Source organism: Kribbella sp. NPDC051952 (genome assembly GCF_040680855.1).
GTDB lineage: Bacteria > Actinomycetota > Actinomycetes > Propionibacteriales > Kribbellaceae > Kribbella.
Window position 1 is genome coordinate 364,381 of sequence record NZ_JBFAXQ010000001.1, and the last position, 13,671, is coordinate 378,051.

A 13,671-nucleotide genomic window follows, 5' to 3' on the forward strand; every position below is an offset into this window, starting at 1 on the left:
CGCGATGAGTTGGTGGATCCTGCACGTCGACATGGACCAGTTCATCGCGGCCGTGGAGATCCGGCGGCGGCCGGAACTTCGGGGGCTGCCGGTCGTGGTCGGCGGGTCGGGCGATCCGACCCAACCACGGCAGGTTGTCGCGACTGCGTCGTACGAGGCACGCGAGTTCGGGGTGCACTCGGGGATGCCGGTGCGGGCGGCGTACAAGAAGTGTCCGCAGGCGGTGTTCCTGCCGTCGGATCCTGCGACGTACGAGGCGGCGTCGACCGAGGTGATGGACACGCTGCGGTCGTTCCCCGTGGTGGTGGAGGTGTGGGGCTGGGACGAGTGCTTCGTCGGGGCGGAGACGGACGATCCGGAGCAGCTCGCGGCTGAGCTCCGCGCGGCCGTGGAGGCGCGGACGACGCTGACCTGCTCGGTCGGCATCGGCGACAACAAGACCCGGGCCAAGCTCGCGACGACCTTCGCCAAGCAGGCTCGTTCTCATGCGGGGTCGTTCGAACACGCCAGTACGGACGCACCCGTCGGGATCTATCGCCTGACCGGGGACAACTGGCGTCAGGTGATGGACCATCGGCCGGTGCGCGAGCTCTGGGGCATCGGCAGCCGGATGGAACGGAACCTCAACGAGCTCGGGTTCGTCACCGTCGCGGACCTGGCCGCAGCTGACGTCGAGACGCTGCAGAAACGCTTCGGCCCGAAGATGGGTGCTTGGTACGCCGCTCTGGGTCGGGGACTCGGCGACACGGAGGTCTCCGACGTACCGCGTGAGCCGGTGTCCCGCAGCAAGGAGGAGACCTTCCCCGAGGACCTGGTCGAGCGGGCCGACGTCGAGGCTGAACTGCGCCGGATCGCCGAGGAGGTCACGCGGGAGGTGGTTGCGGACGGGCGGCGTATCCAGCGGGTGTGGGTGAAGGTCCGGTTCATCAGCTTCTACACGCCGATCAAGAGCCGGAAGCTGCCCGAGGTCACGCAGGATCCGGAGGTCATCGCGAGTACGGCGCTGGCGTTGCTGGACAAGTTCGAACTGCGTCGGCCGATCCGGTTGCTCGGCGTACGGGTGGAATTCGCCGTACCTCCGGACTCCGCCGGCCCGTCCCGCGACGCTCGCCACCCCGGCGTGTGACCCATCCTGCCGGCGCGATGGCACCGAAGAGCTTCTCGTGATCACACGACGCGGATTGCTGACTGCCGTTGGGCTGGCCGGGTTGGCCGGATGCAAGGCCGCGCCGGCTCCGGCGCCTCAGGATGCTTCGACGGCCGTCCGCTACGGGTCGGACGAGGCGCAGATTGCTGAGCTGCATCTGCCACCGGGGACCGGGAAGGTACCGGCCGCGGTGGTGATCCACGGCGGGTTCTGGATGAGCGACTACGGGATGTCGCTGGCCAGCCCGTTGGCGGCTGACCTGGCGACGGTTGGCATCGCCGGGTACGCGATCGAGTATCGGCGGGTGGGGAACGGTGGCGGCTGGCCGGCCACGTTCGAGGATGTGGCTGCGGCGATCGACGAGCTCGCGAGTGAGCCGCGGGTCGACCTGTCCAAGGTCGTTGCTATCGGCCACTCTGCCGGCGGGCAGCTAGCGCTCTGGGCGGCGGGTCGGGGTGGCCTACCGCAGGACGCACCTGGCGCCTCGCCGCGGGTCTGGATCCGGGGCGCCGTGTCTCAAGCGGGTGTGCTGGACCTGATCTCCGCTTATCGCGAGCAGCTGGGCGGCAGCGCCGTACAGGACTTCCTGGGTACGACGCCGGAGCTCAACCGATCCCGGTACGTCCTGGCGTCGCCGTACGAGCGTCTCCCGCTCAAGGTGCCCGTCGCACTGGTCCACGGGACGCGGGACGGCGCGGTCCCGATCATCCAGAGCCAGCGCTACCGGGACGCCGCCCGCGCCGCCGGCGACGAGGTCACCCTGACCGAACTCCCCCACGTCGACCACTTCGAATTGATCGACCCCCACAACGAAGCCTGGACAACCTGCCGCGCCGAGCTCCTACGGCTACTCGACTGAGGACTATTCGGGGTCGTTGCCTCTCAGACCGTCGACGGCTTCGCGGAGTACGTCGGCATGACCGGTGTGCTTGAGGTACTCCTCCAGCAGGTCGATCAGGATCCGCCGACGGTTCGTCGCCCATTCGGGATCGCCCGTGTCGACCACCACGTCGAGGCCACCGTCGGCACTCAACTGCTCCCAGGTGGCCCGGGATCGGGCCGTGGCGCCGTACCACTGCGCATACAGCTCCTCCGGTGAGTCGGTGACCGCCGAGCCCCACACCCACTCGTCGTTGTCGACCCAGCTCCGCGCATCCCACGGAGCTCCGAGCGGCTGCTCCGCCGCCCGCGCCGTGAAACCGTCCTCCACAAACGTCATGTGCTTGACCAGCCCGGCCAACGTCATGGTCGACGGCGGATGTAGCTGTCTCAACCCCTCCGCTCCCAACCCGCCCGTCTTCCAAGCAAACTGCTGCCGAACCCGGTCTACGGCAAACCGCATCATCTCGGCCTCGTTGCCCTGCAGGCACTCTTCCTTCGGAAGATTTCTCCAGTCCATGCGTCGCAGGCTACTCATGCCCGGGGACAACCACTGGGAGCGAGAGGTTAGAGGTTGTACGTGCGGGTGGCGTTGGAGCTGAAGACTGCCTCGGATTCGGCCGGCGTCAGGGAGCTGGTGAGGGTTTCGGCGGTTTCTACTACCTGGGCGTACGTCGCAGCCAGGAGGCAGACGGGCCAGTCGGAGCCGAAGAGGACCCGGTCGGGGCCGAAGGCGTCCAGGACCGTGTCGGCGTACGGCTGGAGATCTGCGGGTTTCCAGGTGGTCCAGGGGGCCTCGGTGACCATGCCGGAGAGTTTGCAGGTGACGTTGGGGAGAGCGGCCAGCTGACGGAGCCGGGTGGCCCAAGGGTCCAACGGCTCGCCGATGACGGGCTTGGAGATGTGGTCGACGACGAAGGTGAGCTGAGGCAGGGCCTGTGCGGTCTGGATCGCCGCAGGGAGGTGAGGCGTCTTGGTGAGCAGGTCGTAGACCAGACCGGCGTCGGCGACGGCGGAGAGGCCGCGCTGTACGTCGGGGCGCAGGAGCCAGTTGTCGTCCGGTTCGTCGTGGACCTGGTGGCGGATGCCCTTCAGGTACGAGCCGTCCGGCCGTGCACGGAGACCGGCCAGCACCTCAGCGATGTCTGGCGCGGTGAGATCGACCCACCCGACGACCCCCGCGACCAGCTCGTTGCCAGCAGCAACCTCGAGGAATTCGACAGTCTCCTCGACCAAGCCGACGGTCTGGACCACCACAGTGGCGGTCACGTCCGCGGCCGCGGCGAGTGGAGCCAGATCCTCGATCGAGTAGTTCCGGCGGATCGGATCCAGGTCCGGACCCACCATCCAGCTCTGCTCGCGGACGGTCAGGTCCCAGACGTGATGATGGGCGTCAACTCTGCTCATGCGGCTGTCGTTCCTTCGGCGTGGATGAGTCGGATGACCTGCTGGCTCATGCGGTCGTAGTCGTGATCGTTCGGGAGCTCACCTTGGACCCGGTGATCCCGCATCACCACGACCCGGTCGGCCAGCGTGATCATCTCGGGCAGGTCCGACGTGATCAGGAGGATCGCCAGCCCGTTCGCCGCGAGATCCCAGATCAACGTGTGGAAGGCGTCCTTCGTGCGTACGTCGATCCCGACCGTCGGCTCGTCGATGATCAGGATCTCGGTCTGCGCGGCCAGCCATTTCGCCAGCGACACCTTCTGCTGGTTCCCGCCCGACAACGTCCCGGCGTACTGCTCAGGTGAGGCGATCCGGATACCCAACTGCTCGACGTACGACGCAACTGTCGCGGTCTCCGCCTTCGCCGGCACGTAGCCGAGCGCCTTGCGTAGTCGGTCCCAGATCGTGACCGCGATGTTCCGGCTGACCGACTGCTCGAGGAAGATGCCTTCCTCTTTGCGGTTCTCCGTGACGTACCCGATCTTGTAGTTCCGCAAGGCGTCCCGGACATTCCGGATCCGCACGGCGGAGCCCCGGACCCGCACCTCGCCCGCGGTGATCCGGTCCAGCCCGAGCAACGCCTTGGCCAGCTCGCTCCGCCCGGCACCGACGAGCCCGTACAGTCCGACGATCTCGCCCGGGCGCACGGCGAGATCCACGTCCGCGTGGCCGGTCGCCGTACTGACTCCGGAGAGCTCGAGCAGTGGCGCGGCTGTGGCGTCGACGGTCCGATCGGGCAGGCTGAGCGCCTCGTGCACCCGGCCGACCATCAAGTCGACGACCTCGTCCCGGGTGAGGTCCGACAGCGCGCCGCCCGTCAGCACGGAGGCGCCGTCCCGGAGCACGGTCACCGTGTCGCAGATCTGGAAGACCTCTTCGAGCTTGTGGCTGACGAACAGGACCGCGCGCCCGTCGTTCTTCAGTTTGTCGACAACCCTGAACAGCAGGGCCGCCTCGTTCGGCGTGATCGACGCGGTGGGCTCGTCGAGCAGCAGCACCCGGCTCTCCACCGACAACGCCTTGGCGATCTCCACCAACTGCGCCTGCGCCACCGACAACTCGGTGACCGGCTGGTCCGGGTCGATGTCCAACTCGAGCTCGGCCAGCCAGCGCGACGCCTCCGAACGGATCGCGGCCCGGTCCACCAATCCCCGCGAGGTCGGCAGCTTCTGGAGCAGGATGTTCTCCCCGACGGTGAACCCGGGGATCAGGTTGCGCTCCTGGTGCACGACCCCGATCCCCGCCGACGCCGACTCATGCGGCGAACCGAACGACACCTCCTGCCCGTCCAGCAGCAGCCGACCACCGTCCGGCCGGTAGAGCCCGGTGATCACCTTGATCAGCGTGGACTTGCCGGCCCCGTTCTCCCCGAGCAGCGCGTGGACAGAGCCCGCCTCCAACGCCAGCGTCACCCCGTCCAACGCCCGTACGCCAGGAAAGACCTTGTCCACCTGCTCAGCCTGGAACAGCGTCATGACACGCCTCCCGCCACCGTGGCATCAGGTGCCTTCACGACCGACCGCCGCTCCTGCCGCCGCGTCCGAACCTGCCCAAGCACCACCGATCCGAGTACGACGGCGCCGACCACGAAGTTCACCCACGACGGCTCGAGCGAGAACTCGGCCCGGGCAGTGTCCACGAACCGCACGATGAACGCGGCCAGCACCGTCCCGAGCACGACCGCCGAACCACCGGTCAGCAAAGCACCACCGATAATCGGCGCGGCGAACGACGGCAGCAGCCAGTCACCACCGATGCTCTTGTTCACCCCGGGCGAGGACGCGACGGTCAGGATCGCAGCCACGCCCAGAATCGCGCCGGACAGCGTGTGCGCGACGATCACGGACCGGTCGTTCGAGATACCCGACAGCCGAGCCGCGATCGGATTCCCACCGGAGGCGAGCAGCTTCCGCCCCGGAACCGTACGCCGCAACAGCACCGACAACGCACCGGCGACAACCAGCGCGACCAGGAAGATCAACGGCAGTACGCCGAACAACGCGAACGACCCGAAGTCCTTCAACCCCTGCGGATACGCGTCGACCGTCCGCGTGCCAACCAGCCGATACTGCACACCCAGCAGCACCGTCATCGTTGCCAGCGTCACGATGAACCCGTTGATCCGGGTCAGCACCACGACCACGCCGTTCAGCAGGCCCGCCAACGCGGCCAGCAGGAACCCGATCAGCAGCGCCAGCGGAACCGGTACGCCGTGATCGGCCATGAGCACGCCCATGGCGACCGCGGCGAATCCACCGATCGCGCCCACGGCCAGATTGAGTTGACCCACTGCGAGAACCACCATTTGAGCCAATCCGATCAGGACCGGCACGGCAAGGAACTGAAGTAGCACTCTCAAGGAATTCGCCTCGAGCAGGTCCCCGCTCGAGGCGATCACCAGGAACACGAAGAAGACCACGCAGATGACCAGCAACGTCATCTCGGTGGACCGCACGAACCGCCTCATCGTCGCCGCACCTCCTGCCGCTCGGACAGCACGGTTCGGACCCGGTCGGTGGACAAGGCAACCAACAGGATCAGGCCGAGGTAGATGTTCAGGCTCTCCAGACCGACGCCCAGCAGATCCAGACCCTTGCGGATCACAGAGGTCAGCGCCGTACCCAGCAAGGTGCCCCAGATCGAGACGAAACCGCCGGCCAGCAACGTGCCGCCGAGGATCGGACCGAGGAAGGACGGGAGCATGAACTCCTCGCCGATCGTCGCCTTGATCGACCCGGTGGACACCGCGAGCATGAAGCCGGCCAGCGCGGCCAGGCAGCCCGACATCGCATGCGCCACGATCACCCGACGCGCGGTCGGGATCCCGGACAGCTCAGCCGCTCGCACCGACGAGCCGGTCATCAGCAGCTCACGCCCGAGCCGCGTCCGCGCGTAAATCCAGCCGATCACTGCCATCGCCACCACTGCGAAGATCGCCAGCTGAGGCACGGCGGGAGACCCACAGACGTTCCCGATACAAACGTCAGCCAGCGAGTAGTTCCGCAGCTCCCGCATCCCGGCCGGCTTCGTCACGAACGCCGCGTTGTCCGTCAGCCCGGTGTAGACGAGCGGAATCAACCCCAGCAGCAGGAAGTCCAGCGCCAGTGTGACCACGAACGAGTTCACACCGGTCCGCGCGATCACCCAGCCCGCGAGCGCGCCGATCGCCGTACCGGCAATCAGTCCGACCAGCAGACCGGCGTACAGGCTGAAGTGCCAGAGGTCGTAGGAGATGCCGGTGATCATCATCGAGAATGCGGCCATCCGGCCCACGGCCAGGTTCATGTGGCCGATCGACAGTACGCACAGCTGCGCCAGGCCCACCACGGTGAACATCGCGATGTCCCGCAGCAGCGGGAACACCACGAGCTGCTGGTTGAAGAACGCGGGCCGCAGTACGCCGAACAACGCGGACAGCACGACCACCAGCAGGAGCAGCCCGATCCGCTGGTTCGCCCACCACGGTGCACCTCGTGGCGGCTTCTCGACCGGAGCGTCCTCCTGCAGAGCCTTCGTCGCGGTATCGGAGACGCTCATCCAACGCGCCGATCGTCGATCGCGTCGACGTCCCAATCGATCCCGAGCCCGGGCGTGTCCGGCGCCACCGCATGCCCGTCCGCAACAGCCATTTCGGACAACGTGATCGCCCGCAACTGCGGAATGTGCTCTACATAACGACCGTTCGGTACGGCGGCCGTGAGGCTCACATGCAGTTCCATCAGGAAGTGCGGACACACCTCGAGGTTGAACGTCTCGGCCAGATGCGCGACCTTCAGCCACGGCGTGATCCCGCCGATCCGGGCCACGTCGACCTGGACGATCCCGGCCCCACCCGCGGCGAGGTACTCCCGGAACTGCGAGATGGAGTACAGCGACTCCCCCACCGCGATCGGGATCGAGGTGGACTCCGCCAGCCGCACGTGCCCGGTCACATCGTCGGCCGGCAACGGCTCCTCGAACCACGACAGATCGACAGACTCGAACGCAGCGGCCCGGCGACGCGCCTCGGGATACGTCATCGACTGGTTGGCGTCGACCATGATGTCGAGCGCCGGACCGACCGCGTCCCGAACCGCCCGGAGCCGTTCGAGATCCTCGTGCACGCGAGGTTTCCCGACCTTCAGCTTGACCCCGGGCCAGCCCGCCTTCTGCGACGCCAACGCACCCGCGACGAGCTCATCCGTTGTCAGATGCAACCATCCGCCCTCGGTGTCGTACAGCGGCACCTGCTGACGGTACCCACCGGCCAGCCGCCACAACGGCTCACCGGCGCGCAAGCAACGCAGGTCCCACAACGCCGTATCGACGGCCGCCAGAGCCAGGGACGTGATCGCGCCGACCGTGGTCGCGTGCGTCGACCAGAACAGATCCGACCACAATGCTTCGACATTACGCGCATCCGCACCGACCATCCGCGGCAGCAGATTGTCCCGCAACAACGCGAGGACGGCGGTTCCGCCCGTACCGATCGTGTACGAGTACCCGAGCCCGGTCAGCCCGTCCGATGTCGACAAAGAGACGAAGATCGTTTCCTGCTTGAGGAACGACTGCACGGCGTCCGTGCGTACCGTCTCGACCTCGAGGTCGACCAGGAACGCCTCGGCGCGGGTGATCACCGTGTTCACTGGCAGCTCAGCTGCGAGGCGAACTCCGTCTGCAGTTCCTTGGTCTTCGCCTTGCGCTCGTCGTCGTACGTGGCCACGTTGGCCTTGGTGACGATGAAGGATCCGGAGTCCACGATCACACCGGGCTTCTTCATCGTGCATTGCTTGGACTGGAGCAGGGCGAGCAGCCAGCCACCGACGTACGCCTGACCGACCGGATTCTGCGTGACGGTCGCGGCGACACCGCCGGACTTGATCCCGGCCAGGATCTTGGCGTCGTCGTCGATCGCGACCACCTTGATCGGAAGCTTGCTGCTGGCAACACCGTCGGCCGCGGCCACGGCCGGGTTGTAGGCGGTCGTGACGATGCCGTTGATGTCCTTGCCCTTGGAGGCGAGCAGGTCGGCGACCGCCTTCTGCGCGGTGGACAGGTCCTTGTCGATATCGGTGATCACCGGCAGTTCGGTGACCTTGCCGTTCGTCTCGCCGACCGCCTTCTTCACGCCGGCGATCCGGCGCTGGGTGTTGGAGTCGACGTTGTTGCCGGTCAGGTGCACGATCGTGCCCTGGCCGCCGATCGCCTCGATCGTCGCCTTCGCCGCCTTGTACGCCGCCGCCTCGACGTCGGTGGACAGGCAGAAGTCGGCCGAGTTCGTGTCACCGGCCGGGCAGGAGGCCAGCGAACCGACCGCGAACCCCTTGGCCTTCAGGTCCTCGAAGGTGGAGTTGATGTCGGTCGGCGACACGCCGAAGATGCCGAACGCGTTGTACCCCTGGGCGGCCAGCGAGTTGACCACGTTGTTCTGCTTGCCCTGGTCCCATTCGCCGGTTTCGTTGAAGGTCACGTCGCCGAGCTTGAACTCGGACTTGTCCTGCTGCGCGGTGGTCTTCCACGGCTGGAAATACGGATGCGCGCCGCCCGGGATCAGCGCTAGCTTGACCTGCGATCCGTCCTTCAGCGTCACCGGTCCGGACGAGGTGGAGGTGGACGCGTCATCCCCGGTACTGGCGCCGCCGGAATCGTCGGCGTTCTTCGTCGTACAGCCTGCGGCGAGGGCGACGGCGGCCAAGAACACCGCGGTCGTCCGGAGATTGACGGTCATGGGGCGGCTCCAGATCCTATAGGATATTGCGTACCCGATGCTGCCGCCTCACACTGGACGCGTCAAGACTCGCCCAGGTAACGATGCGGGTCGGGCAGAATGGCTTCCGGGAGGAGCGACAGTGACGGATGCGCATGTGGGTCTGGCAGGGCAGCTCACGCGCCTGCCCCAGCGGCAGGTGCTGAGCGACGACGTCTACGAGACGGTCAAGGGCTTGATCATGGACAGCGTGGTCGAGCCGGGCACGCGGCTGAACATCGACGCGCTGACCCGCGAGCTGGGCATATCCCAGACTCCGATCCGGGAGTCGCTGGCCCGGCTGGAGTCCGACGGACTGGTGATCAAGGAGCCGCTGCGCGGCTACCGGGTGTCGTCCCGGCTGACCCTGGCGGAGTTCGAGGACCTGTTCGAGTACCGGCTGCACATCGAGCCCTGGGCGGCCGGTCGCGCCGCCGAGCGGGCCGCGGCCGACGACCTGGCCCGGCTCAAGGCCGAGATGCTGAGCTACACCGACGTACCGGACCGGCCGGCGTACGAGAGTTACCGAGCGATGGCGGCGCACGACCAGCGCTTCCACGACCTGGTGCTGGAGCTGTCCGGCAACGAGACGGCCCGGCTGTCCTTCGCTCGGACACACTGCCACCTGCACCTGTTCCGGCTGTACTACGGTGGCGGCATCGCGACGAAGGCGTTGCGGGAGCACAAGACGGTCGTGACCGCGGTGCGCAAGGGTGACCCGGAGGACGCGGCCGCGGCGATGCGGGCGCATATCGAGGCCTCCCGGGCCCGGCTGCGGCCCATCTTCGACCAGGACCAGTCCGGTAAGAGCTGACACCGCCAACAGGGAGACATCCGTGGAACTGCTGCGCCTCGGCGCGGTCGGTGAGGAGCGCCCGTACGTGCGCGCCACCGACGGCACCGTCCATGACCTGAGCTCGATCACCGCCGACATCGACGGCGCTTTCCTCGCCGCCGACGGCATCGCCCGTACGCGCGCCGCCCTCGACGCCGGTGAGCTCCCGGTCGCCGACACCGCGGGCCTGCGGGTCGGCGCCCCGATCGCCCGCCCGGGCGCGGTGGTCTGCATCGGGATGAACTACGCCGCCCACGCGGCCGAGTCCGGCTCCGAGCCGCCGAAGCAGCCGATCGTGTTCTTCAAGCACCCGAACACCGTCGTCGGCCCGGACGACGACGTACTCGTACCGCGCGGATCGACCAAGACCGACTGGGAGGTCGAGCTCGCCGTCATCATCGGCAAGCAGGCCCGGTACGTCGAGACCGACGAGGAGGCGCTCGCCTGCGTCGCCGGCTACGCGGTGTCGAACGACGTGTCCGAGCGCGCCTTCCAGATCGAGGTCTCCGGCGGGCAGTGGTCCAAGGGCAAGTGCTGCGAGACGTTCAATCCGCTCGGCCCGGCGCTGGTCCCGGCCGACGAGGTCGACCCGGACAACCTCAGGCTGAAGTCCTGGGTCAACGGCGAGGTGCGGCAGGACTCGACCACCGCGGACATGGTCTTCTCGGTGGCGGCGCTGATCCGGGACCTCTCGCAGTTCATGGTGCTGAGCCCCGGCGACGTCCTGAACACCGGCACCCCGGAGGGCGTCGCGCTGTCCGGCCGCTTCCCGTACCTGGTCCCCGGCGACACGATGGAGCTGGAGATCGACGGCCTGGGCCGTCAGAAGCAGTCCCTCGGCAAGGCCTGATTTTCTGTCGGCGCGGCCCTCTAGGGTCGCGCCATGACAGATCAGCTGGCTCGGATCTCCACGTCCTACGACACCGTCGCGACCTCGTACGCCGAGCTCGTGCAGGACGGTGCTGACTGGGAGGCCGAGGGTTTCGACCTGGTCGCGAAACTGGCCGGGTCCCGTCCGGTGCTCGACGTCGGATGTGGGCCTGGCCGGACCACCGGGCTGCTCGCGGAGCGCGGGCTTCAGGTGATCGGGATCGACCTGTCCCCCGGGATGATCGAGGTGTCGCGGCGGGACCATCCAAGGCTGGACTTCCGGGTCGGTTCGATGACCGCGCTGGACCTTGCCGACGCTGCGTTCGGTGCGATCGTGTCGTGGTGGTCGATCATCCATCTGCCTCGCGAAATGGTGCCGCAGGGGTTCGCCGAGTTCTATCGCGTGCTCGCGCCCGGAGGCGTGCTGCTGCTCGGCTTCCACGTCGGCACGGAGGTCACCCACAAGACCTCTGGGTACGGCGGTCTGCCGATGGACGTGCACGTTCATCGGTGGCTGCCCGAGCAACTCACCGAGATCGCGGTCGCGGCCGGCTTCACGGCGTACCGCGAGGTGGAAATTCCCGCGGACCGGCTCCTCTTCCAGAAGTAGGGTGCGACCATGACTTCACGCGTGCGGACGGTGACGTTCGATGCCCACGACCCTTATGAGCTGGCCGGTTTCTGGCTACAGGTGCTGAAGGCACCGCGGCCGGACGACGACCACCCTGAAGATCCGTACGCGGCGGTGGTGACGGACTCGATGACGTTGCTGTTCGAGCGCAACAACGACGAGAAGGCGGCCAAGAACCGCCTCCACCTGGACCTCGAACCAGACCGCCCGCGCGACGAAGAGGTCGAGTGGCTGCTCACCATCGGCGCCACCATCTACCAGGACCACCGCGAGCCGGACGGCACCGGTTGGGTCATCATGCACGACCCCGAACAGAACGAATTCTGCGTCCTGCGAAGCGCCGCCGAACGCGAAGCCACCAACTGATCAGAGGTCGTCGACGTAGGGGGTTTGGCCGGTGAACGTCAGGCGCCAGTCGTCGGCCGCGGCGTCTACGGTGAGGTCGTAGCCCTGGCGGCGGGCGCTGAGGTGGTGGTGACCGTTGGTGACGGGGGCTACCTCCACCTTCCAGCCACGGGCTTCGAGGGTCTCGGCCGCGAAGCTCATCTTGGCTTCGGTGTCGGGGGTCGCCGGGTCGCCGGTTTCGACGGTGATCGTGCACATGGATTCACGGCCGCGGTCGTCGGAGAGGGCGCCTTGGTTGGCCGGGCCGACATCCTGCGTCACAGCCGGCGTCTGGTCCGGTACGACGGTCGCAGCAACCTGAAGCAGCTCCGAGCGGAGGTGGTTGCGGGCTTCGGTCAGCGTCACTGTTCCGTCATACACCTTGCCGCCAACCCACGGCGACGTGAAGCCGCGATTCGCTTCTCCGGAAAGCGCATCCCGGCGCGGACTTAATGGAACGCCAACGACCAGGAACCGGCGTACGACGACAGCTTGATCGCGGCGAGTGGCCGGACATCCACGTGGCGGAGCGACTCGGCCGGCGCGTCCAGCACATAGAGAACGATCGCGCGGACCACGGCCGGGTGCACGACGGCGACGACCGTACGGCGGTCTTCGGAGAGCTGACCCAGGTCACCGAGCCAGTCGGCGACGCGCGCGAGTACGTCGTTCTCCGTCTCACCGCCCGGGGTCGCGGTGTGCGGGCGCTCGAGCCAGGCCGCTGCCCGCTGCGGGTCCGCCGCGAGCACCTCCTCGAGCCCACGGCCGGACCATTCGCCGTACTCACGGTCCCGCAGCGCGGGCTCGATCACCGGGGTCAGGCCGAGGGCCTCGGCGGTGCGTACGGCGGCCCGCTCGGGGCCGGCGTACACCACATCGGCGTCGAGCTTCAGCTCACGAGCAGCCTCGACACCCGCGGGATCCGGCTCGGCGTCGCCGCCGAGCCGGAGTCCACGAAGTGCGGGTGTGAGGGCGTGTGCGAGGAGGGTCAGCTCCGTCAAGCCGCAACCACTTTCTGTCGGGTCAGCCGGCGGTCCACGGTGGCGGCGTACCCGAAGCCGAGTAGGAGCCACAGCGTCGCCTGCGTACCGAGCGAGGCGAACCGGAACTGCCAGAGCAGCGTAGCGGGGAACGTCTCCGGAACCTCGTTGATTCGCGGCAGGATCAGGTACGCCGCCAAGACGGTGAGGACGAGTCCGATCACCCCACCGGCGAGCCGGGCGACGTCGCCGTACCGAGCCGCCCACCGGGACAGGGCGACACCGGCCCAGACCGCGAGCAGGCCGATCACCAGCGTGAGCAGGTAGGTGACCGTGCGCCTGGTGATCGTGTCCGGATCACCGACCGCGGGTGGATTCGGCGGGTATTTGAGGAACGGGACGAGCACGATGCCGACGAATCCGGCCGCGGCCAGACCCAGAGCGGCGTACGAGTCGTTCTCGGTCCGGAGCTTGCGCCGGAGCAGGGTGAAGCCGACGGCGAAGATGCCGCCGAGGGCGACGCCGTACAGGCTGGTGGCGAGGAACAAGCCGGCTTTCTGGCCGTCGCGGCTGACCAGCGGCTTCTCTTCGGCGGCCGGCTCGGTGCCGTCGCCATGATCATGGGTGTGCGCGGAGGAGGAGTTGGCCTCTTCGATCGCGATGGCCGCGTCGACACGCGGTTCGCCCATCACGGTGGCGAATGCTCCGGCCAGCAGGCCGGCGAAGAGTCCGACGATCAGTCCGCGCACCAGGAGCGATCCGAAGGTGCGCATG

The 13,671-nt window shown here is 67.7% G+C and carries 16 protein-coding genes; 6 read left to right on the forward strand and 10 right to left on the reverse strand.

Translation table 11 applies throughout. The annotated features are described in order from the left end of the window. The first annotated feature begins 4 nt into the window (after positions 1-4). Both AB0L70_RS01710 and AB0L70_RS01715 read left to right on the forward strand, forming a co-directional pair. Entirely contained in the window at positions 5-1,126 is a 1,122-nt protein-coding gene (locus AB0L70_RS01710) for a DNA polymerase IV (RefSeq protein ID WP_363678811.1), read from the forward strand. 37 nt (positions 1,127-1,163) lie between these two features. After that, positions 1,164-2,006: an alpha/beta fold hydrolase gene (locus tag AB0L70_RS01715; protein WP_363678813.1), complete on the forward strand. Its 843-nt coding sequence runs from the start codon at positions 1,164-1,166 to the stop codon at positions 2,004-2,006. 3 nt (positions 2,007-2,009) lie between these two features. Here the strand turns inward: AB0L70_RS01715 and AB0L70_RS01720 are convergent, their stop codons facing one another. Genes AB0L70_RS01720 through AB0L70_RS01750 form a run of 7 tightly spaced genes read right to left on the reverse strand, consistent with a single transcriptional unit; the run spans position 2,010 to position 9,179 of the window. Next, entirely contained in the window at positions 2,010-2,546 is a 537-nt protein-coding gene (locus tag AB0L70_RS01720) for a DUF664 domain-containing protein (RefSeq protein WP_363678815.1), read from the reverse strand. 47 nt (positions 2,547-2,593) lie between these two features. Further along, on the reverse strand, positions 2,594-3,433 hold the full coding sequence (locus tag AB0L70_RS01725; protein ID WP_363678817.1) for an amidohydrolase family protein: 840 nt from the start codon (positions 3,431-3,433) through the stop codon (positions 2,594-2,596). Beyond that, the gene (locus AB0L70_RS01730; protein ID WP_363678818.1) at positions 3,430-4,947 is read right to left on the reverse strand and encodes a sugar ABC transporter ATP-binding protein; all 1,518 of its coding nucleotides are present in this window, start codon (positions 4,945-4,947) and stop codon (positions 3,430-3,432) included. Before AB0L70_RS01730 ends, AB0L70_RS01725 begins: the two co-directional genes overlap by 4 nt. Beyond that, on the reverse strand, positions 4,944-5,939 hold the full coding sequence (locus AB0L70_RS01735; protein ID WP_363678820.1) for an ABC transporter permease: 996 nt from the start codon (positions 5,937-5,939) through the stop codon (positions 4,944-4,946). The genes AB0L70_RS01730 and AB0L70_RS01735 overlap by 4 nt, the downstream gene beginning before the upstream one ends. Beyond that, entirely contained in the window at positions 5,936-7,009 is a 1,074-nt protein-coding gene (locus AB0L70_RS01740) for an ABC transporter permease (RefSeq protein WP_363678822.1), read from the reverse strand. The genes AB0L70_RS01735 and AB0L70_RS01740 overlap by 4 nt, the downstream gene beginning before the upstream one ends. After that, the gene (locus tag AB0L70_RS01745; RefSeq protein WP_363678824.1) at positions 7,006-8,097 is read right to left on the reverse strand and encodes a mandelate racemase/muconate lactonizing enzyme family protein; all 1,092 of its coding nucleotides are present in this window, start codon (positions 8,095-8,097) and stop codon (positions 7,006-7,008) included. The genes AB0L70_RS01740 and AB0L70_RS01745 overlap by 4 nt, the downstream gene beginning before the upstream one ends. Beyond that, on the reverse strand, positions 8,094-9,179 hold the full coding sequence (locus AB0L70_RS01750) for a substrate-binding domain-containing protein (protein ID WP_363678826.1): 1,086 nt from the start codon (positions 9,177-9,179) through the stop codon (positions 8,094-8,096). Before AB0L70_RS01750 ends, AB0L70_RS01745 begins: the two co-directional genes overlap by 4 nt. Before the next feature lie 121 nt (positions 9,180-9,300). Here AB0L70_RS01750 and AB0L70_RS01755 point away from each other — a divergent pair, with 121 nt between their 5' ends. The 4 genes from AB0L70_RS01755 to AB0L70_RS01770 are packed head-to-tail and all read left to right on the forward strand — an operon-like array spanning position 9,301 to position 11,899. Next, entirely contained in the window at positions 9,301-10,011 is a 711-nt protein-coding gene (locus tag AB0L70_RS01755) for a GntR family transcriptional regulator (RefSeq protein WP_363678828.1), read from the forward strand. 22 nt (positions 10,012-10,033) lie between these two features. Further along, complete coding sequence (locus AB0L70_RS01760; protein ID WP_363678830.1) at positions 10,034-10,882, forward strand: fumarylacetoacetate hydrolase family protein; 849 nt, start codon at positions 10,034-10,036, stop codon at positions 10,880-10,882. 33 nt (positions 10,883-10,915) lie between these two features. After that, a complete protein-coding gene (locus AB0L70_RS01765) occupies positions 10,916-11,512 on the forward strand; it encodes a class I SAM-dependent methyltransferase (protein ID WP_363678832.1) in 597 nt (198 codons plus the stop codon). A 9-nt stretch (positions 11,513-11,521) separates the two neighbouring features. After that, the gene (locus tag AB0L70_RS01770) at positions 11,522-11,899 is read left to right on the forward strand and encodes a VOC family protein (protein WP_363678834.1); all 378 of its coding nucleotides are present in this window, start codon (positions 11,522-11,524) and stop codon (positions 11,897-11,899) included. On the opposite strand, the gene AB0L70_RS01775 is transcribed toward AB0L70_RS01770, so the two are convergent. From AB0L70_RS01775 to AB0L70_RS01785, 3 genes are all read right to left on the reverse strand, one after another. Further along, positions 11,900-12,283: a hypothetical protein gene (locus AB0L70_RS01775; protein WP_363678836.1), complete on the reverse strand. Its 384-nt coding sequence runs from the start codon at positions 12,281-12,283 to the stop codon at positions 11,900-11,902. 83 nt (positions 12,284-12,366) lie between these two features. After that, positions 12,367-12,918, reverse strand: a complete 552-nt coding sequence (locus tag AB0L70_RS01780; RefSeq protein ID WP_363678838.1) for a histidine phosphatase family protein — start codon at positions 12,916-12,918, stop codon at positions 12,367-12,369. After that, a complete protein-coding gene (locus AB0L70_RS01785; protein ID WP_363678840.1) occupies positions 12,915-13,670 on the reverse strand; it encodes a CbtA family protein in 756 nt (251 codons plus the stop codon). Before AB0L70_RS01785 ends, AB0L70_RS01780 begins: the two co-directional genes overlap by 4 nt. Between the last annotated feature and the right edge of the window lies 1 nt (position 13,671).

Coding starts and splice junctions, on each gene's coding strand:
- AB0L70_RS01720 (WP_363678815.1), bottom strand. CDS start 2,546: ATGGACTGGAGAAATCTTCCGAAGGAAGAGTGCCTGCAGGGCAACGAG.
- AB0L70_RS01765 (WP_363678832.1), top strand. CDS start 10,916: ATGACAGATCAGCTGGCTCGGATCTCCACGTCCTACGACACCGTCGCG.
- AB0L70_RS01730 (WP_363678818.1), bottom strand. CDS start 4,947: ATGACGCTGTTCCAGGCTGAGCAGGTGGACAAGGTCTTTCCTGGCGTA.
- AB0L70_RS01785 (WP_363678840.1), bottom strand. CDS start 13,670: ATGCGCACCTTCGGATCGCTCCTGGTGCGCGGACTGATCGTCGGACTC.
- AB0L70_RS01770 (WP_363678834.1), top strand. CDS start 11,522: ATGACTTCACGCGTGCGGACGGTGACGTTCGATGCCCACGACCCTTAT.
- AB0L70_RS01740 (WP_363678822.1), bottom strand. CDS start 7,009: ATGAGCGTCTCCGATACCGCGACGAAGGCTCTGCAGGAGGACGCTCCG.
- AB0L70_RS01725 (WP_363678817.1), bottom strand. CDS start 3,433: ATGAGCAGAGTTGACGCCCATCATCACGTCTGGGACCTGACCGTCCGC.
- AB0L70_RS01750 (WP_363678826.1), bottom strand. CDS start 9,179: ATGACCGTCAATCTCCGGACGACCGCGGTGTTCTTGGCCGCCGTCGCC.
- AB0L70_RS01710 (WP_363678811.1), top strand. CDS start 5: ATGAGTTGGTGGATCCTGCACGTCGACATGGACCAGTTCATCGCGGCC.
- AB0L70_RS01735 (WP_363678820.1), bottom strand. CDS start 5,939: ATGAGGCGGTTCGTGCGGTCCACCGAGATGACGTTGCTGGTCATCTGC.